The sequence below is a fragment of the Candidatus Accumulibacter sp. ACC012 genome (assembly GCF_907163155.1).
Taxonomy (GTDB): Bacteria; Pseudomonadota; Gammaproteobacteria; order Burkholderiales; family Rhodocyclaceae; genus Accumulibacter; species Accumulibacter delftensis.
The window spans coordinates 178,906-198,397 of record NZ_CAJQUC010000014.1 but is presented as its reverse complement, the minus strand read 5'-3'; the positions used below and the strand labels follow the sequence as shown (position 1 = coordinate 198,397).

Sequence of the window (19,492 nt, the reverse complement as noted above, 5' to 3'; positions counted from 1 at the left end):
TGATGAGTCAAATGATCGAAGTAAAAGTCCCTGATATCGGTGACTACAGCGACGTGCCGGTGATCGACATCTGTGTCAAGGCTGGTGACGTCGTCAAGGTCGATGACGCTCTGGTGACCCTGGAATCCGACAAGGCGACGATGGACGTGCCGTCTTCGGCGGCTGGGGTGGTCAAGGAAGTGCGCGTCAAGCTGGGTGATAAAATCTCGGAAGGCGCGGTGGTCGTCGTTCTCGAAGCGGCCGGCGAAACTGCCGCAGCCGCGCCGGTGGCTGCAGCTGCCGACGCTCCAGTCGCTGCTCCAGTCGCCACCCCGGCAGCTGCTCCGGCAGCCGCTGGCGGAGCAGTGGTCGAGGTCAGCGTCCCCGATATTGGGGACTACAGCGATGTGCCGGTGATCGACATCTGCGTCAAGGTCGGTGACACGGTCAAGCTCGACGATGCGCTGGTGACGCTTGAGTCGGACAAGGCGACCATGGACGTGCCGTCATCGGCGGCCGGCGTGGTCAAGGAGATCAAGGTCAAGCTCGGCGACAAGATTTCCGCTGGTGCGGTGGTCGTCGTTCTCGAGGGCGCGGGCGGCGCTTCGCTTGCTGCCGTTGCCGCCACTGCGGCGAGTGCGCCAGCGAGTGCCCCGGCTGCGGCCGCGGCCGCAGTCGCCAGCCCGCCGTCGGCAGCGGCCGTTGTGCCGCCAGCCGCTGGTCTGGCCCTCGGCGCCAAGACCCACGCCAGTCCTTCCGTGCGTCTGTTGGCCCGTGAGCTCGGTGTCGACCTGTCCAAGGTCACTCCGAGTGGCCCCAAGTCACGGATCCTCAAGGAAGACGTCAGCGCCTACGTCAAGGGCGTCTTGAGCGCTGGGCCGGCCGCTTCGGCTGCCGCCGCTGCTGCGCTGGGCGGTGGTCTCGATCTGCTGCCCTGGCCAAAAGTCAACTTCGCCAAGTTTGGCGCTGTCGAAGTCAAGCCTCTGTCGCGGATCGCGAAGATTTCGGCACAGAATCTGGCACGCAACTGGGTGATGATCCCGGCCGTGACCTATCACGAAGACGCCGACATAACCGACCTCGAAGCCTTTCGCGTGGCGATGAACAAGGAGAATGAGAAGTCAGGGACAAAGATCACCATGCTCGCCTTCCTGATCAAGGCCAGCGTCATGGCGCTGAAGAAGTTCCCGGCGTTCAACAGCTCTCTGGACGGCGACAATCTGATAATGAAGCAGTATTTCAATATTGCTTTCGCTGCCGACACGCCGAACGGACTGGTCGTACCGGTGGTCAAGAACGCCGACCAGAAATCGGTGACGGAGATCGTCATCGAGAGCGGCGAACTGGCGAGGAAGGCGCGCGACGGCAAGCTCGGTCCGGCCGACATGTCCGGCGCCTGCTTCACCATCTCCAGCCTGGGCGGCATCGGCGGTACCTATTTCTCGCCGATCGTCAATGCGCCGGAAGTGGCCATTCTGGGGGTCAACAAGTCGGTGATGAAACCGGTCTGGAACGGCCGCGAGTTCGCGCCGCGGCTGATCCTGCCGATGTCGCTGAGCGCCGACCACCGTGTGATCGACGGCGCGCTGGCCACTCGCTTCAACGTCTACCTTGCCCAGTTGCTCGCCGACATGCGACGCGTGCTGCTTTGATCGGGAGAAGACCATGAGCCAGATCATTGAAGTAAAAGTGCCCGACATCGGTGACTACCAGGACGTGCCGGTGATCGACGTCTGCGTTGCGGTTGGCGATACCATCAAGCTCGACGATGCCTTGGTCACCCTCGAATCCGACAAGGCGACGATGGATGTTCCGAGCAGCGTCGCTGGCGTCGTCAAGGAAGTGAAGGTCAAGCTGGGGGACAAGATCTCCGAGGGCGCGGTGGTGGTTCTGATCGAGACCAGCGAGGCCGTGCCGGCCTCGGCAGCCGCGGCACCGGCTGCCGCCGCCGCAGCGCCGGCGGCAGCTGTCGCTCCGGCACCGCAGGCCGCAGCAGCGATCAGCGGCAGTGCCGACATCGAGTGCGAGATGCTCGTTCTCGGTGCCGGCCCGGGCGGCTATTCAGCCGCTTTCCGCAGCGCCGACCTGGGCATGAAGACGGTTCTCGTCGAGCGTTACGCAACGCTAGGCGGCGTCTGTCTGAACGTCGGCTGCATTCCTTCGAAGGCGCTGCTGCACATCTCCGGGGTGATGGAGGAGGCAGAGCACATGGCCGATTGCGGGGTCAGTTTCGCCGCTCCGACGATCGACCTCGACAAGTTGCGGGCGCACAAGGACAAGGTCGTCGGCAAGTTGACCGGCGGTCTGGCCGGCATGGCCAAGGGCCGCAAGGTCGAAGTGGTGCGCGGCGTCGGGCAGTTTCTCGACCCCAATCACGTCGAAGTGACGCTTGCCGACGGCGGCAAAAAGGTCGTCAGGTTCCAGAAAGCGATCATCGCCGCCGGTTCGCAAGCCGTGGCCCTGCCCTTCATGCCCAACGACGACGCGCGGGTCGTGGACTCGACCGGTGCCCTCGAATTGCGCCAGATACCCAAGCGCATGCTGGTCATCGGCGGCGGCATCATCGGCCTCGAAATGGCCAGCGTCTACTCGGCGCTCGGCTCGCGAATCACGGTGGTTGAGCTTGGATCGGTGCTGATGCCCGGCGCGGATCGAGATCTGGTCAAGGTCTGGGAGAAGAAAAACGCGCACCGTTTCGATCGTATCCTGCTCAACACCGGCGTCGTCGCCTCGACGGCGAGCAGCAATGGCATCGAAGTCACCTACAGCACCGACGAGAAGGAAAGCTTCGATCTGGTGCTCGTCGCTGTCGGTCGCTCGCCGAACGGCAGGAAGCTGGCGGCCGAGAAGGCGGGGGTCGCGGTCAGCGACCGCGGCTTCATTGCCGTCGATACGCAGCAGCGTACCAACGTAGCGCACATCTTCGCCGTCGGCGACATCGTCGGGCAGCCAATGCTGGCGCACAAGGGTGTGCACGAGGCGCACGTTGCCGCCGAGGCTGCGCACGGCAGCAAGCGCTGTTTCGACGCCCTGCAGATCCCGTCGGTTGCCTATACCGATCCGGAAATCGCCTGGGCCGGCAAGACCGAGGAGCAGTGCCGCGCCGAAGGGATCAAGTACGGCAAGAGCGTCTTCCCCTGGGCAGCATCGGGTCGTGCGCTGGCCAACGGTCGCGAGGAGGGCTTCACCAAGCTGATCTTCGACGAAGAGACGCACCGCATCATCGGCGGCAGCATCGTCGGCACCGAGGCTGGCGACCTGATCGGTGAAATCTGCCTGGCGATCGAAATGGGCTGCGACGCTGCCGACATTGCCCACACCATCCACCCGCACCCGACACTGGGTGAGTCGGTGGGCATGGCGGCTGAAGTGTACGAGGGCGTGTGTACCGACCTGCCGGCGATGAAGAAGAAGTAACGGGGCTTCTCCTCCAGCCCTACAATGACGCCGCCGCACGTGAAGTGCGGCGGCGTTTCCTTTTTGGGGAGTGGATTCCTTCTTGAAAAAAGAAATTCACCACGAGTGGCCGCGATACTGGCTGCCGATCACCGAGAGCCTGACTCTCGAAGCTGACGGCTTTCTCCCGGACCCCGAGGACACTTTCGGCTGTCATTACAATCCGGCCTTGCGACGGCTGGATTCCCTGCGCGACATACCGATCCTGGTCCTCGTGGGCGAACCCGGATGTGGCAAATCGACGGCCCTCGAAGACGAGTGTCGACAGTTGCACGCAGTGGGGGAGCGTGTTCATCTTGTACGCCTTCAGGAATGCACTGCTTCCAATGTCGTATCGACCGTTTGCGAGGCGCAGGAGGTAGAGGATTGGCGCCGGGGAGACGGCAGGCTCTTCCTTCTCCTCGACAGCCTGGACGAGAGCCGTCTGACGCTGCCTATGCCCAATGTGCTCCGCATCCTGATGCAGGAACTTGCTCGCCTGCCTACGGAACGACTATGTCTGCGCCTGAGTTGCCGAACCAGTGAGTGGCCGTGGGGTGCCGAGGACGAATTGGCCCGCATGTGGGCGAGAGACGAGGAGAACACCGAGCCTGTACCGCGGGAGACCGCGAGCCAAGGATACGCTCCGGAGGTCAAGGCCGACAGTGCTCTTGTTTGGGAACTGGTCTTTCTGAGGCGAAAAGATGTCGAGCAGGCGGCGCGAGACTATCACGTCGATCCGTCTGACTTCCTGAAGCAGGTGCATGGGCGGGACATCGAGGGTTTTGCAGCTTTGCCCAACACCTTGCGCATGCTCTTGCGCATCTACAGCAGCAAGGGCAACCTGCCTGACGCGAGAGCCGAGATTTTCCGCGACGGATGTACCCAGCTGGCGGACGAACTCGCTGGCAGCCGTCTCCAAGCAGGATGTCGTGGGGATCTAAGTGCCGGTCAACGCCTGGCAGTGGCGGGCCGGATAGCCGCCATGCTGCTGCTGGGAAGCCGGCAGTCGCTCTGGTTGGGAAATGGGCTCGATATCGCCGATGATGACCTCTCCCCGGAGGATGTCTACGGCGATGGCGAGCGTGCGGACGGCTTGACGTTCGCCATCGATCGCAATGTCCTCTACGAAGTGCTGAACACCTCGTTATTCTCCGCGCGAGGTAGCCAGCGACTCGGCTTTGGGCACCAGAGCTGGGCCGAGTATCTGGCTGCCGCTTACCTCGCGGAACGAGTCAAGGACGCGGACCGATTGCTTTCCCTGTTGCGCTGGGCTGAAGACCGTCGTATCCCGCCGCGACTGTCCGAACTGGCCGCCTGGTTGGCGAGCCTGTCATTGCCCGTTTTCGACGCCTTGGCGATTACCGAACCGGCACTCCTCTTGAGGAGCGATCTCACCGCGCTTGATGGGGCGAGAAAAGAGAAGCTGGTGGGCGGCCTCCTGGCTGCTGTTCAGGAGGAGGAACCGACTGTCTGGCGATGGGAAAGTCGGCGGAATTTCGCCAAGCTCGCTTACGCTGGTCTCGCAGATCAGTTGCGTCCGTGGATTGCCGATCGCGGCTTGCCAGTCGAGTTTCGAGCCGCCGCGCTGGCGATCGCACTGGCCTGCAAAGTAACGCAGCTCGCCGATCTGGCAGCAGATTTGGCGTTGGCTGTCGAAGAAACCGCCCGCATTCGCCATGCCTCGGCTCGCCTGGTTGCAAACCATGGCTCTCCAGGGCAGCTAGCGCGCTTACGGCCATTGGCTGTCGGCCCGGCGGCTACAGACGAGCTGCAGTCCATCCTTTTGACGCGCCTATGGCCCGATCACGTGAGTACGGAAGAGCTATTTGAGGCCCGTCACGTGACAGGCAGTTGGCAATGCCTGGGCGGATACCGTTACGCTGCTGACGAACTACTCGATCGTTTCAGCGCGATCGATATTGTAATTGCCCTGAATTGGCTGCGGGAGACCGTGCCGTCTCATGTTGACCTTGACAGCAATCGCCTGGCCTACGCTATTGCCGCTCGCGCCTGGGAGCTGTTGGATGATCCCGGCGTAATGCACGTTTTTTCCCATGTCGTCTGGCGATGCCTGAAGCGCTACGTGGGGATTTTCGAGCGTAGCCACAAGGGCACGGACGCTCCGCATCCTTTCGCGACGGACTGCGAGAAGAGGAGGCGTTTGCTTCTCGCCATCTTGCCTCTGGCTGACCAGCCCGAGAGCGATTTGGTCGAGCTGGTTTTGACCAAAGATCGCCTATTGTTCGAGGAAGATTTGCCGTGGTTGGTGGATCAGTACGAGCATGCGGATGACGACCGGCAAAAATCACGACTGACTCATTGCATACAGAATCTCTTCTCTCCAGATATCTTTGGCCACTGGAGCGACAGTCTAGTCGACGTCGCTTGCCGCGACGCACGCAACGCGTTTTCGCCATTGGCTGATTTTCTAGCTGTCTTCATGGAGCCGATCTACTTCGGTAGCGAGGCCGAAAGGCGTGCCCGTGACCTCTACCAGCGGCGGGTGAGCTTTGAAAGCTCCAGCCCCGAGGGGCTGGACCCCTCGCCTGCAGCCAGAGTGGCGGCCGACTTGGCAGATTTCGTCGCCGGTTACATCGGGGCCTGGATGCGCCTCTGGCCGGATCTTGGCCTGGCGGATGACGCGCTGGAGTACCCGTATGGGTGGTGCCGGATTCCGAAGACGCCAGGTTGGCTGCGCTCCAGCCGAGAGGAGCAAGAACGAATCGTCGACTGCGCCGCAGCGTGGGCGACGGAGACCCCTATGCCCGAAATTGATTTGGGCGTACCGGGTGAACCCGGCTCCAGGCCCGACGTTGGCCTCTGGCTTGCCCTCACTCTGCTGGCGCATCAGCGGCCAAATGTTTTGCAGGAGGCGACGGCCGAACGATGGGTGGTCTGGATTCCCGGGCTTGTGTTTTTTCCCTGTGATCACGGTGACGACAGCCGCGGAATGCTCCTGCAGATCGCTTGCCAGAAGTGTCCCGATGTGGCGCTGGCGGAAATCGGCCGCAAACTGACCCACGAAATCGCTGCCGGACGCTCATGCTTGAGCGGACTGGATGATTTGCAAGCGATCTGGTCTGCAGATTGCGCCGAACTTGTTCGCCGGCACTTGCGGTCGCTGACCGACCCCGCTCAGCGTCGGGCTTTCTTGATGGTGTTGCTCGATCAGCACGAAGCCGACGCCGTGTCGCTGGCGCTCGACGAGTTTAGGGGTGCCGTGGAACGTCCGGACGATGCGCTATGGCATCACTCGCTTGAGATGGCCCTGTTGCTGATGAAGCGTGTGCCGAGTGCCGCCTGGCCCACCTTGTGGACACGCACGCGATCGTACCCCGTGTACGGCGTCGCTCTCTGGACGCACCTGGTCCGTTCATTGAACTGGGACGACGCTTGCTGGGCGGTGTTTCAGGAAGCCGACTTGAGCGAATTCTATGGCTGGCTGGAGGAGCGTTTTTCGGCAGCGGGTGATCGGGTCCATCGTTCTGGACAGGCTTATACGCCAAGTCCTCGCGACGACCTCGCCGACTTGCGCGAGGCCTGCATCCGTCGCCTGGTGGCGTTTGGTACGATTCAGGCGATTGAGGCCATCGAGCGCCTGGCAGATCGATTTCCCGGTCAGCCGGCTTGGCGCGAGCGACTGCACGCGGCTCGCGCGGCTCGACGTGAAAAGGAGTGGCGTCCACTTTGCCCGCGAAAGCTGATCGCTTTCGTTCAACAGACGGACAAGCGTTTCGTTCGCGATGCGGCTGAGTTGAGCGAGGCGGTGATCGCCTCGCTGGAACGGCTTCAGCACCTGTTGCAGGGCGATACGCCGCTGGCCCCTTTTCTCTGGAACGTGGGGAAAGATGGACGCTCGGGAAGGCCGAAGAGCGAGGACCGCTTCTCCGACTTCGTCCTGCATCATTTGCGACGAGATCTCCCCGGCGCGGTCATTGATCGCGAGGTGCAGGTACTCAACGCCAGAGAAAGCGGTATCGGCGAACGCACGGACCTGAAAGTGGAAGCACGCACGGAGGACGGCTCGTCGACCGTGGTGATCATCGAAAGCAAGGGTTGTTGGAACAGAGACTTGTTGACGAACATGCGTACGCAGCTCAAGGAGCGCTACCTGCAACCGCATGCCTGGCGGCAGGGCATTTACTTGGTCGGCTACGTTGACTGCGACTTCTGGTCTCGCGACGACGACAGACGGCAAGCGTTTCGCAAAAAAGGCGTGAATCGGGAAGCTCTGCAGGCGTGTTTGGCAGGGCAGGCTGCGGAGCTATCCGATTCCAGCTGTCGAATCGCTTCGCTGGTGCTGGATATTCGCCATCCGCGGTCGACGAATTAGACGTCGGTCGTCACTCGGCCTCCGTCTACCTGTCTGTCGATCAGTTGGACGGCCTGGGAAGGTGTGACGATTCGGATGCCATGGTATTCGGTGCCCAAATCGAGCAGATGCCTGTCTCCGGAAACGATCAGGTCGGCGTTGGCGGCAAGCGCGCAGGCAAGGACCTCGTCATCGTCGGCGTCGTCGGGCACCACGCGCGGCACGGCAAGCGGTTGCACCACTATGGCTACATCCAGGTAGCTTTCGAGTGGATCGCCCAAGGTCAGCCCGCTGCGCACGATCGGACGAGCGAGTTTCGGCGTGCTCAGGGTCGTGCTCAGTTCTGCCACCCATGCCGGGCTGGTGTAAAGCGTGACCTGGCGGAGGGCGGCGGCTTCCAGCAAGCGTCCGGGATTGCCCAGCCACAATAGTCCTGACACCACGACGTTGGTTTCAGTGACCCGTCGCATTCGCTGCTTTTCGCTGGACGCGCACGGCCGCAACTTCCGCGGCGATCTCGTCTTCAGTGAGAGGAGGGGCGTTGGCCTCGCGCAGACGACTCATCGCTTCGAGCAAGCGCTTGCCGGCCTCCCGTCGTACTGCCTCCTCGATCAGGCGTCCAATGGCTTGATCGGTGAGCAGCCCCGCCCGCTTTGCCTCCAAGACGACACTGTCCGGAAGGTTCAGCTTCAGATCTACAGTCGCCATAACTTTTTCCTCGATAGTGACCAAGGGACAATTTGCTACCGCTGACCATACTAGCGGACTTTCTGCGCTTGGAAGACAAGAGGCCTCACTTCTCTTGCTGCACGCTGAACGGCAAATGAGATGGGTCGCGTTTCGAGCGTGCACGCCATTGTTGAAAGCTATCAAGGCATGGAGGACGGCGGCGACCGTATCCGCTAACTGAAATGAACACCCCCCATCGCTTGCTGCAAGCTGCGGCTATAATGGTGGGCTGTTTCACTTACTTTCAGGATCGAGATGCGCCTACTCAAATTTCTCCCGTCTGCAGTGGCAATCGTTCTTGCTGCCCCGCTTGCTTTCTCGGTGTCCGCGGCACCGATACCCATTGATCTCTCGCACCGCCTGGATGAAGGACAGGGCGAAAGACTCGAGAAATTCGTCGCACGTTTCAATGAGCGGCAGAAAGACTATCAGATCAACATCACGCGCCGCGTCGACGGTGACGCGCCGAAACACATCAATCTGGTTACCCGCGAAGAACAGGCCAAATTTCAAGCCAGCAAGGCCGATTTCAAGCCTCTCTACCAGGTGATGAAGCAGGCGAAACAGCCTTTCGACAGCCGCAAGCTGTCGCCTGACTTGCGTGTTGGCCTTGACGATGCCAAGGGGAATTTGTTTGCTTTGCCGGTGGCCTTGTCCACGCCAGTTCTCTACATCAACAAGGATGCTTTCCGCAAGGCTGGCCTGGACCCCGAAAAGCCACCGAAGACCTGGGTCGAGGCACAGAAAGCGGCCGACAAGCTGTTCGATTCCGGCAGCGACTGCCCTTACACCACGTCCTGGCCGGCGTGGGTGCATATCGATAATCTGAGCGCCTGGAATGGTGGCGAGATTGCCGATGCAAAGGGCAAGCTGGACTTCAACGGCCTGGTTCAGGTCAAGCACACGGCGATGCTGACGACCTGGTCGAAGGCCAAATTCTTTGCCTATTTCGGTCGTCGTGACGAGGCTGATCGGCGTTTTGCGGCAGGCGAGTGTGGCATGCTGACCAGTACCTCTTCACTCTACGGCGCGCTGCGCGATGACCGCAAGGTCGAGACCGGTGTTTCGGCGCTGCCCTATCACGATGATGTGCAAGGCTCGCCACAGCAGACGCTGGCCGACGGCGCTTCGCTGTGGGTCGGGGGCGGCAAGAATGCCGACGAGTACAAGGGCGTGGCCATGTTTATCAGCTTCCTGCTGGAACCGGCTCTGCAGGTCGAGTTCACCGCCATGGAAGGCTTTCTGCCGATGACTCCAGTGGCCCGCGCGGCCGCCAATAGTAAGCTCTTGCAGGCCGACGTTGCCAATCTCGACGTCGCTTACCTGCAGTTGCAAGGCAAGGGCTCTTTGCACCCGCTGCGTGTTTCGCAGATCGAACCGGTGCGGGTCATCGTCGAGGAAGAGCTGGAAGCGGCCTGGGATGGTCGGAAGCCGGCCAAGGAGGCGCTCGATAATGCCGTCGAGCGTGGCAATGAGGTGTTGCCGGCGGCGCTCAAGGTGCAGTTGTTGAAGTGATTCGTCCGCGGCTCGGCTGGGCGCTGCCGCGCGTTTTCGCGCACCGCTGCGGTGGTGCGCTGGCGCCGGAGAACACCCTGGCTGGCTTGCGCGTCGCTGCCCGCATGGGCGTGCGGGCAGTCGAGTTCGACGTCATGCTGTCGGCCGACGGCTCGCCGTGGCTGCTACACGACGAAGGGCTAGAGCGCACCAGCAATGGCTTCGGGCGGGTCTGCGAGACGCGCGATGCGAGCTTGCGGACCCTCGACGCGGGGGCGCATCAGCACGCGGCTTTTCTGGGCGAGCCGATTCCCACGCTCGAGTCGGCGGCCTTGCTCTGTCGGCAGCTGGGGTTGATGGTCAACGTCGAAATCAAGCCAGCCGTCGGTTTTGAGGCGCTGACCGGCGAGGTCGTTGCTCGGCAGGTGCGCGAACTCTGGGCTGGCGCCGAGTTGCCACTGGTTTCTTCGTTTTCGGAAGAGGCGCTGCTGGCGGCGCGCGCGGCGGCGCCCGAACTGCCGCTCGGCGCGCTCTACGAAGCTCCGCCGGACGATTGGCCGACGCGCATCAATCGTGTCGCGGCGCTGAGCCTGCATTGTGATGCCGAGCGTCTTGACGACAGCGTACTCAGCAGCGCTCGAGCCAACGGCATACCTGTGCTCTGCTATACGGTTAATGAGCCGCTTGCCGCCGAAGCACTTTTTCGACGTGGCGTGATAGCGGTGTTCAGCGATCGCATCGACTGCGTGCGCGACAGCTGAGCCGGGCTGCGCCGGGCGACTGCCCGGCATTGGCCGGTGGTGGCTGCGGCTTTCACGTTAAAATCGCAGCTTTTGAACGACCCCGAGCGGGTATGGACGACGATGAAAAGCCCCCCCATGAGCAGCGCCGAAATTCGCGAGAAGTTCCTCCAGTTCTTTGCATCCAAAGGCCACCAGATCGTCGCATCGAGTTCGCTGGTGCCGCATGACGACCCGACGCTGTTGTTCACCAACGCCGGCATGAACCAGTTCAAGGATGTCTTTCTCGGTTTCGACAAGCGTCCCTACGAGCGGGCGACGACGTCCCAGAAGTGCGTTCGCGCCGGTGGCAAGCACAACGACCTCGAAAATGTCGGCTACACGGCGCGTCACCATACTTTTTTCGAAATGCTCGGCAATTTCTCCTTCGGCGATTACTTCAAGCTGGATGCGATCCGCTACGCCTGGGAATTGCTCGTCGATGTCTATGGCCTGCCTGCAGATCGGCTGTGGGTGACCGTCTATGCCGAGGACGACGAAGCCTACGCAATCTGGACCAAAGAGATCGGCGTGCCCGCCGAGCGGGTGATCCGCATTGGCGACAACAAGGGCGCGCGCTACGCCTCCGACAACTTCTGGATGATGGGCGATACCGGTCCCTGTGGTCCGTGCACCGAGATTTTTTACGATCACGGCGAAGACATTCCTGGTGGTCCCCCCGGTTCGGCCGACGAAGAGGGCGACCGTTACATCGAGATCTGGAACAACGTCTTCATGCAGTTCAACCGCGACGAGGCCGGCGTCATGCACCCCTTGCCAAAGCCTTCGGTCGACACCGGCATGGGGCTCGAACGGACGGCGGCGGTCCTGCAGCATGTGCACAGCAACTACGAGATTGACCTCTTTGCCCGCCTGATTGCTGCCGCGGCTCGCGAAACCGCGTCGGCCGATAGCGACAGCCCATCGCTGCGGGTGCTCGCCGACCACATTCGCGCCTGTTCCTTTCTCCTCGCCGACGGCGTCATTCCGGGTAACGAAGGCCGCGGCTACGTCCTGCGGCGGATCATCCGGCGAGCCATTCGACATGGCTACAAGCTTGGGGCACGCGCCGCTTTCTTCCACCGCATGGTGCCCGACCTGGTCGCTGAAATGGGCGCTGCCTACCCCGAACTGGTGAGCAGCCAGGAGCGTGTCAGCGAAGTGCTGCGCCAGGAAGAGGTGCGCTTTTTCGAGACCATCGAGCACGGTATGAGCCTCTTCGAGAGCGAACTCGCGGCCTTGGCCGGTGACGGCGTTTTCAACGGTGCCATCGCCTTCAAGCTGCATGACACCTTTGGTTTTCCGCTTGATCTGACTGCCGACGTCTGCCGTGAGCGGGGGGTCTGCGTCGATGTCGCCGCTTTCGATGCGGCGATGGCCCATCAGAAAGAGCAGGCACGCGCCGCCGGCAAGTTCAGGATGGCCGCCGCGCTCGACTACAGCGGTCCGGAGACGGCCTTTCACGGTTATGACGCGCTTGACTTCAATGGCCAGGTGCTGGCGCTATACAGGGATGGCAGCCCGGTCGATGAACTCAAGGAAGGCGAACTGGGCGTCGTCGTTGTCGACGCGACGCCGTTTTACGCCGAGTCGGGTGGTCAGGTGGGCGATCGCGGCGTCTTGCAGGGTGCGCAGGGTATTTTCGCCGTCGAGGATACGCAGAAAATCCAGGCCGCTGTCTTCGGTCATCAGGGGATCGTCAGAACCGGCGCGATCGCCGTTGGCGACAAGTTTGCCGCCCGCGTCGATGTCGTCGCGCGCGCACGCACCGTGCGCAACCACTCGGCGACACACCTGATGCACAAGGCGCTGCGCGAAGTGCTTGGTGCGCACGTGCAGCAGAAGGGCTCACTGGTTGACCCGGAAAAGACCCGTTTCGACTTTGCGCACAATGCGCCGATGAGTGCCGAGGAGATTCGCCGCGTCGAGCGCATCGTCAATGACGAAATTCTCGCCAATGCCGCTGCCGAGGCCCGCATCATGGCCATCGACGAGGCTCGTAAGTCGGGGGCGATGATGCTTTTCGGCGAGAAATACGGCGATCAGGTGCGCGTGCAGACGATCGGTTCATCGATCGAATTCTGCGGCGGCGTGCATGTTCGCCGCACGGGCGATATCGGTCTCTTCAAGATCGTCTCCGAGACCGGCGTCGCGGCCGGCATCAGGCGTGTCGAGGCGGTTACCGGTGATGTCGCGTTGGCGCTGGTGCAGCAGCAGCAGGCGATGCTGGCCGAAGCGGCCGCGGCTTTCAAGGCGCCGGTCGCCGAAGTCCCGGCCAAGCTCGCGCAGGTGCTCGACAATGTTCGTGCGCTGGAAAAGGAACTGGCGCGCCTGAAGGCCAGGCTGGCGTCCGCGCAAGGCGACGACATGCTCACGCAGGCAGTCAATGTCAAGGGGGTCAAGGTTCTCGCGACGCTCATGGAAGGCGCCGACGTCAACGCCCTGCGCGCCGCGGTCGACAAGTTGCGTGACAAGTTGAAGAGCGCAGTTGTTGTCGTCTCCTCGACCAGCGAAGGCAAGGTAACGCTGATCGCCGGGGTCACCGCCGACCTGACCGGCAAGCTCAAGGCGGGCGAGCTGGTGAATATGGTCGCCCGCCAGATCGGCGGCAAAGGTGGTGGTCGGCCGGACATGGCGCAAGCCGGCGGCAACGAACCGGAAAAGCTGCCGGCCGCACTGGCCTCGGTGGCGGCATGGGTCGACCAGCGCCTGTGATTCAGCCGCGGGCAAGGATCTGACCTGGAATCGGAATGATAACGACGCCAACAATGCAGCACTTCGCCAGTGACAACTACGCCGGCATTTGTCCGGAGGCCCTGGCCGCCTTGCTGGCGGCCAACGCTGGCCACGTCCGCTCCTACGGCGACGACCAGTGGACGCTGCGCGCTGCCGACCGCTTGCGTGAAGTGTTCGAGACCGAGTGCGACGTGTACTTTGTCTTCAACGGGACGGCGGCCAATTCGCTGGCGCTTGCCGCGCTCTGCCAGTCTTACCACAGCGTCATTTGCCACCAGTTGGCGCACGTCGAAACCGACGAGTGTGGCGCACCGGAGTTCTTTTCCAACGGCGCCAAGTTGCTCGCGCTCGCCGGCGAAGAGGGCAAGCTGACGCCGGCGGTGATCGAAGAAGCGGTGACCCGGCGCAGCGATATCCATTATCCCAAGCCGAAAGTCGTGACCCTGACCCAGGCCAGCGAAGTCGGCACCGTCTACTGTCCCGATGAATTGCGCGCTATCACCACGACGGCACGCGAGCTGGGGCTGCGGGTGCATATGGATGGCGCCCGCTTTGCCAACGCCGTCGCCAGCCTTGGCGTTGCGCCGGCCGAGCTGACCTGGCGCGCCGGTGTCGACGTACTCTGCTTTGGCGGCACCAAGATGGGGCTGCCGATTGGCGAAGCGGTCGTCTTCTTCGACCGCCGTCTGGCCGAAGACTTTGCCTATCGCTGCAAGCAGGCCGGCCAGCTGGCGTCGAAGATGCGCTACCTTTCCGCACCGTGGCTTGGAATTCTCGAAAACGACAGCTGGTTACGCCACGCCGCGCACGCCAACGCAATGGCCCGGCAACTGGCCAGCGGCCTGGCAGAAATCGCTGGTTTGCAGACACTTTTTCCGGTCGACGCCAATGGCGTTTTCGTACACCTGCCGCGCGTCGTCGAGCAGGGCCTGCGCGAGCGCGGCTGGCTCTTCTACACCTTCATCGGCGCCGGCGGCGCACGCCTGATGTGCGGCTGGGATACGGCGCCGGAGACCGTTGATCGCTTTCTGGACGACGTCCGCGCGTTGTCGGCATTGCCGGCAAGCTCGTGACCCCTGGCTGGCAGTTCTGCCCCTGCTGTGCCGCGCGCCTCGCGGCCTGCGAGGAGGGTGGACTGCCGCGGCTGGCGTGCAGTGCCGGCTGCGGCTTCGTGCATTGGGACAACCCGGCACCGGTGCTGGCGGCCCTGGTCGAGTATCAGGGCTGGGTCGTGCTGGCGCGCAACCGGGCCTGGGCCGCAGGGGCGTTCGGGCTGATCACCGGTTTTCTCGAGCGTGGCGAAGACCCGGTCGCCGGTGTCGCACGTGAGGTCAAGGAAGAACTCGGCCTGAACACACTGGCAACGACGCTGATCGGCGTCTATCCCTTCGCGCGCAAGCACGAAGTGATCATCGCCTACCATGTCGTCGGGCAAGGGGAGATCGGTCTCAACGAAGAGCTTGCCGAGTTCCGGCTGATTGCACCGGAGAAGCTGAAGCCCTGGGATTTCGGGACCGGGTTGGCAGTGAGTGACTGGTTGGCTCGGCGCTCTGGGGTCTGAAGGCGTTCGCCGGTACGGCCCAGCTTTGCCATTGGCGCCGCCGCCCGGGGCCGGGCCCTGCCGGCTGCTAGACCTGTGGTCGCGGCAGCGCGCCGTCTTGACCTATAATGTCGCCTTGCCAACAGAGAACCGTTCCTCAACGACTTACCAAGGCCAGATCATGGAAGAACAGCCCGTCCCGAACTTGGAGTTCTCGGGAAAGTATGATGAAGCGCATGCGAAGTATTATTTTGACAAGCATGAGAATGAATTCTGGCGCAAGCTTTCGAACTGGCGCGACCATCAGATTGCCAGGAAAGCCCTGAAACTTGCAGGCGATCCAAAATCGGTTCTTGATGCGCCGTGTGGCACGGGCCGGTTCTGGGACGTTCTGGCGGAACAGCCGGACCGCATCATTCATGCCAGTGACTATAGCCAGAACATGATCGACGCTGGCCTCAAATACCGCCCTGCCGCCATCAGCAAGCGTATCCAGTCTTCTTTCCAGGCATCCGCATTCAGCTTGCCAGTGCCTGACGATTTTGTGGAATGTGTCTTCTGTATTCGCTTTGTGCACCATCTGGCGAAAGCTGAAGATCGTATGACTCTTCTCAAGACATTCCACCGGGTGGCGTCGAGTTCGGTGATTATTTCACTTTGGGTTGATGGCAACTACAAGTCCTGGATTAGAAGGCGACGCGAGAAAGCCAGGGGTGCGCATCAGTACCAGAATCGCCTGGTGATTCCCGCAAAGCGCATTGAGCAGGAGTTCAAAGACAGCGGCTTCAGAGTCGAGGCCAGCCTTGATTTCATCAAGTATTACCACATGTGGCGCACCTACGTGCTCAAGAAGATCTGACTGGCGTCGTAGACCGTGCTCAAGGAATATTTCAACGACGCCTGGTTGCCCATCCTTCAGCACAACCATCTGGAGAGCTTCGAAGCCCTGTGGGAGCTGAACAAGGATGACTGGTTCGAGCCGCCAAACTACAGGCGAGGTGGCTGGAGCGGTGTCATCAGAACAAGTATCGCTCTCCCCGAGGGCGGAGACGTCGGGGTTTTCATCAAGCGTCAGGAAAATCATTTCTTCCGCTCATGGCGAAATCTTTTCCGGCTCACGGCCACTTTTGAACGAGAATTCCGAAATATTCTCAACTTTCGCAAGCTTGGCGTGCCCACGCTGGAACCGATCTACTACTGTCAGAAGACCGTTGCCGGAAAGCTGCGAGCCATTGTGGTTACCCGGGAGCTTGCAGGCTATCAGCCCTTCGATGCGCCGTGCTACAAACCAATAGACCAGTTAGCTAAAGGCAGACGCCGGCCATTGATTGCCCGAGTGGCGAAGACGCTGCGTCAGATGCACGATGCACGCCTGCAACATAACTGCCTGTACCTCAAGCATATCTTCGTCAAGGAAGAGCCCGGCGGGGCCGCTGACGTGCGCCTGATCGATCTGGAAAAAGCCAAGTGGCGGCCGATCAGGTCGATTATCGCGACACGCGATTTGTACTCGCTGTATCGCTGCGCTGAAGGCTGGTCAAGGACTGATCGTCTCAGATTCTTCCTGGCCTATCGCGACGAAGATCATCTGAGTGTGGAGTCAAAAAAACTCCTGCGCCGTATCGTCAAGAGATTGGTCGACAAGAAACGCAGGGTTTGAAGCCTGCAGACCGGCCCTTGCTGCTGGGGCATTGTGGCGCTGGCAGCCGTTCTTCAGTCGTCATTGCCGTTCAACCAGCTTAGCGCGGCGCTCAGGCCGGTATTCAGGGTCTGGCGGTCGAAGTTGCCGGGCAGCCTGGACAACAGGCCGTCGCAGCAGGCGGCGTCGTCGTTGTCGAAGCACTCGAGCAGCGCCAGGATGGTTCCCAGCAGGCCTTCGTGCTGGCGCAGGGCCTTGCCGACTTCGCGCTCGACCGCGATCTGTTCGAGAATTTCCTCAATGGGCAGGCCGAGCGCTGCGGGCATCATCGACAGGATGCCGGTGATGAACGCCAGGTCGGACAGTTTGTGGTCTCTTGGCTTGCCGACGGCGACCAGCAGCTCCATCATTCGCCCACGCAGGGCGGCCACTTGCAGTAGCGGCGAACGGCTCGGGTCGAGCGAATCGTTGCTATGGTTGCCAGGCGCCAGAAGCAGCAGCGACAGCCAGCGCTGCAATTGGCGCCTGCCGAGCAGGGTGATGGCGTGGCGCAATGAGGTTACCGGTTGCGTGGACCGGTTGCCGAGGCGCCCGACGGAGTTGACAATTCGCAGCAGGTTGAGCGTCAGCGCCGGCTCGTGCTTGAAGGCATCCTCGATGACGGCGGTATCGACGTCACGGCCGACCAGGTTGCACAGGCGAATCAAGGTCGCATGTGCCGCCGAGAGGCGGCGGCCGCTGACGATTTCGGCCTGCGCAAAGTAGCGCCCCTGGAAGAGGGCGAAGCCGAGGTTTCGACAACATTCCATCTGCGCGTGGCTGTCGACAGCTTGCGCGAGAAGCTTGAGCGGCAATTGGCGCAGGGAGCCCGCCAGCTCCTCAAGGCGGGCTTGGTCAGCATGGTGCAGGTCAATCTTGACGACCGAAACCAGCGGCAGCAGCGGTCGGCTGTGATCGTCGATGCCCTGGTAGTTGCTCAATGCCAGTGAGTAGCCGCGGTCGACGAGGGCGCGACAGCGTGTCAGTGTCGGCTTCGTGGGTGCGCCATCAAGCAGCAATTCGAGGACGACGCCTTGCGGTGGCAGTAGCTCGATCGCTTCCTGCTGCAGGAAGTTGGCATCGACGCCGAGGTAGGCACTGGTATTGCCCAGGGCGCTGCGCATGCCGAGTTCGGAATAGGCGGCACAGAGTGGTGCGCCAGCACCGCGGCGGGCGGTCGGGTCATCATCGCCGACTTCCTCGCCGCTATGGAACGACAACTGGTAGCCGGCCAGCTCCTGTCTGCGGTTCAGGATCGGCTGTCGGAAGAGGAATGCGTTTTGCAGGAATTGATCACTCATTGGGCATGCTTGTCTGCGCTATGCATTCCATTATCTGGCGGATCCCGGTTGCTCATCTTAGCACTGCCTTTCGGCGAAGTGCTCGATCGGAGTTCTCAGAAGGGCAGTGCCAGGCCCGGACGCGCGGCATGGATGACCCGACGGAAATCCGCCTGGATGCGTTCGAGGGCCGCCTGGTTGTCGGCTTCGAAGCGCAGGACTACCACCGGTGTGGTGTTCGACGGCCGCGCCAGACCGAAGCCGTCGGCGTATTCGACGCGCAGGCCGTCGATGGTGATGATCTCGCGCGCTCCCGTAAAATGGGCATCACGGCGAAGCTCTTCGATCAGCGCCAGGGGTTCGCCTTCCTGCATGGCGATGTTCAGTTCCGGCGTCGAACTGCTGTCGGGCAAGACCGTTAGCAGGGCGTTGGCGGCGTCGGCGTTGCTGCTGCGCGACAGGATCTCGAGCAGCCGGGCTCCGGCGTAGAGGCCGTCGTCGAAACCGAACCAGCGTTCCTTGAAGAACACGTGCCCGCTCATTTCACCGGCCAGTGGCGCGCCGGTTTCCTTCAGCTTGGCCTTGACCAGCGCGTGCCCGGTCTTCCACATCAGCGGTTCACCACCATGCTCGCGAATCCACGGCGCCAGCTGGCGGGTGCATTTGACGTCGTAGATGATCGGCTGGCCTGGGCAGCGGCTGAGGACGTCGGCCGCAAAAAGCATCAGCTGACGATCCGGGTAGATGATCTGGCCGTCCTTGGTGACCACGCCGAGACGGTCGCCGTCGCCGTCGAAAGCAAGGCCGAGCTCGGCGTCGGTGTCGCGCAGGGCGCGGATCACGTCCTGCAGATTCTCGGGCTTCGAGGGGTCGGGATGGTGATTCGGAAAGTTGCCATCGACCTCGCAGAAGAGCTCGACCAGCTCGCAGCCGAGCGCGCGGAAAAGTTGCCCGGCGATCACGCCGGCAACGCCGTTGCCGCAGTCGACGACGATCTTCATCGGTCGTGCCAGGCGAACGTCGGCGACGACGCGTGCCAGATACGCTGGCAGGACATCGGCGTTGCTGGCCTGGCCACTGCCATTGCGCAGCTCGCCGGCGTCGACACGCCGCCGGATGCCCTGGATTGTTTCGCCGGCCAGGGTCTCGCCGCCAACAACCATCTTCAGCCCGTTGTAGTCAGGCGGATTGTGGCTGCCGGTGACCGCCACGCAACTATCGCAGCCCAGCTCATGGGCGGCGAAGTAGGCGACCGGCGTCGGCACGCAGCCAATGTCGATGCTGTCGATCCCCGCCAGGCGGATGCCTTCCATCAGTGCTGCCGCCAGCTCGGGTCCGGAAAGGCGGCCGTCGCGGCCGACGGCAATTGCGCGCTGACCGCGCTCGGCGGCCAGCGAACCCAGGCCGTGGCCGATGCGGCGGACAGTGTCGCTGGTCAGCGTCTTGCCGACGATGCCGCGAATGTCGTAGGCCTTGAAGATCTCTGCAGGGAGTGGAGTGGCGCTTGGCTGGGGGGGAGGGGGCATT

General features: G+C 62.2%; 14 protein-coding genes. 10 read left to right on the top strand and 4 right to left on the bottom strand.

Features of this window, described 5'->3' with window-relative positions:
- Nucleotides 1–2: 2 nt before the first annotated feature.
- From aceF to QZ648_RS15090, 3 genes are all read left to right on the top strand, one after another.
- Nucleotides 3–1,631 carry a dihydrolipoyllysine-residue acetyltransferase gene (gene aceF, locus QZ648_RS15100; RefSeq protein WP_291997539.1) on the top strand — a complete coding sequence of 543 codons (1,629 nt, stop codon included), beginning with the start codon at nucleotides 3–5 and terminating at the stop codon, nucleotides 1,629–1,631.
- 13 nt (nucleotides 1,632–1,644) lie between these two features.
- Nucleotides 1,645–3,396: a dihydrolipoyl dehydrogenase gene (lpdA, locus tag QZ648_RS15095; RefSeq protein ID WP_291997538.1), complete on the top strand. Its 1,752-nt coding sequence runs from the start codon at nucleotides 1,645–1,647 to the stop codon at nucleotides 3,394–3,396.
- Nucleotides 3,397–3,478: 82 nt separating this feature from the next.
- Complete coding sequence (locus tag QZ648_RS15090) at nucleotides 3,479–7,750, top strand: hypothetical protein (protein ID WP_291997537.1); 4,272 nt, start codon at nucleotides 3,479–3,481, stop codon at nucleotides 7,748–7,750.
- Here QZ648_RS15090 and QZ648_RS15085 read toward each other — a convergent pair.
- Nucleotides 7,747–8,199 carry a putative toxin-antitoxin system toxin component, PIN family gene (locus tag QZ648_RS15085; protein ID WP_291997536.1) on the bottom strand — a complete coding sequence of 151 codons (453 nt, stop codon included), beginning with the start codon at nucleotides 8,197–8,199 and terminating at the stop codon, nucleotides 7,747–7,749. The two genes, QZ648_RS15090 and QZ648_RS15085, sit on opposite strands and share 4 nt — an antisense overlap.
- A complete protein-coding gene (locus QZ648_RS15080; protein ID WP_291997535.1) occupies nucleotides 8,183–8,461 on the bottom strand; it encodes a hypothetical protein in 279 nt (92 codons plus the stop codon). Before QZ648_RS15080 ends, QZ648_RS15085 begins: the two co-directional genes overlap by 17 nt.
- A gap of 252 nt (nucleotides 8,462–8,713) precedes the next feature.
- Here QZ648_RS15080 and QZ648_RS15075 point away from each other — a divergent pair, with 252 nt between their 5' ends.
- The 7 genes from QZ648_RS15075 (at nucleotide 8,714) to QZ648_RS15045 (ending at nucleotide 16,667) form a co-directional block, all read left to right on the top strand.
- Nucleotides 8,714–9,973, top strand: coding sequence for an extracellular solute-binding protein (locus QZ648_RS15075; RefSeq protein WP_291997534.1), 1,260 nt, complete (start codon nucleotides 8,714–8,716; stop codon nucleotides 9,971–9,973).
- On the top strand, nucleotides 9,970–10,713 hold the full coding sequence (ugpQ, locus tag QZ648_RS15070; protein ID WP_291997533.1) for a glycerophosphodiester phosphodiesterase: 744 nt from the start codon (nucleotides 9,970–9,972) through the stop codon (nucleotides 10,711–10,713). The genes QZ648_RS15075 and ugpQ overlap by 4 nt, the downstream gene beginning before the upstream one ends.
- Before the next feature lie 117 nt (nucleotides 10,714–10,830).
- The gene (gene alaS / locus QZ648_RS15065; RefSeq protein ID WP_291997532.1) at nucleotides 10,831–13,446 is read left to right on the top strand and encodes an alanine--tRNA ligase; all 2,616 of its coding nucleotides are present in this window, start codon (nucleotides 10,831–10,833) and stop codon (nucleotides 13,444–13,446) included.
- Nucleotides 13,447–13,499: 53 nt separating this feature from the next.
- A complete protein-coding gene (locus tag QZ648_RS15060) occupies nucleotides 13,500–14,540 on the top strand; it encodes a low specificity L-threonine aldolase (protein ID WP_291997601.1) in 1,041 nt (346 codons plus the stop codon).
- Nucleotides 14,537–15,028 (top strand): NUDIX domain-containing protein, encoded by a 492-nt coding sequence (locus tag QZ648_RS15055; protein WP_291997531.1) that lies wholly within the window; start codon nucleotides 14,537–14,539, stop codon nucleotides 15,026–15,028. Before QZ648_RS15060 ends, QZ648_RS15055 begins: the two co-directional genes overlap by 4 nt.
- A gap of 160 nt (nucleotides 15,029–15,188) precedes the next feature.
- Nucleotides 15,189–15,866 (top strand): class I SAM-dependent methyltransferase, encoded by a 678-nt coding sequence (locus QZ648_RS15050; protein ID WP_169068084.1) that lies wholly within the window; start codon nucleotides 15,189–15,191, stop codon nucleotides 15,864–15,866.
- 15 nt (nucleotides 15,867–15,881) lie between these two features.
- A complete protein-coding gene (locus tag QZ648_RS15045; protein ID WP_291997530.1) occupies nucleotides 15,882–16,667 on the top strand; it encodes a lipopolysaccharide kinase InaA family protein in 786 nt (261 codons plus the stop codon).
- A 53-nt stretch (nucleotides 16,668–16,720) separates the two neighbouring features.
- Here the strand turns inward: QZ648_RS15045 and QZ648_RS15040 are convergent, their stop codons facing one another.
- Together QZ648_RS15040 and QZ648_RS15035 are read right to left on the bottom strand one after the other, a co-directional pair.
- Nucleotides 16,721–17,986: an HDOD domain-containing protein gene (locus QZ648_RS15040; RefSeq protein ID WP_291997529.1), complete on the bottom strand. Its 1,266-nt coding sequence runs from the start codon at nucleotides 17,984–17,986 to the stop codon at nucleotides 16,721–16,723.
- A gap of 95 nt (nucleotides 17,987–18,081) precedes the next feature.
- Nucleotides 18,082–19,491, bottom strand: coding sequence for a phosphomannomutase/phosphoglucomutase (locus QZ648_RS15035; protein WP_291997528.1), 1,410 nt, complete (start codon nucleotides 19,489–19,491; stop codon nucleotides 18,082–18,084).
- Nucleotide 19,492 lies beyond the last annotated feature (1 nt).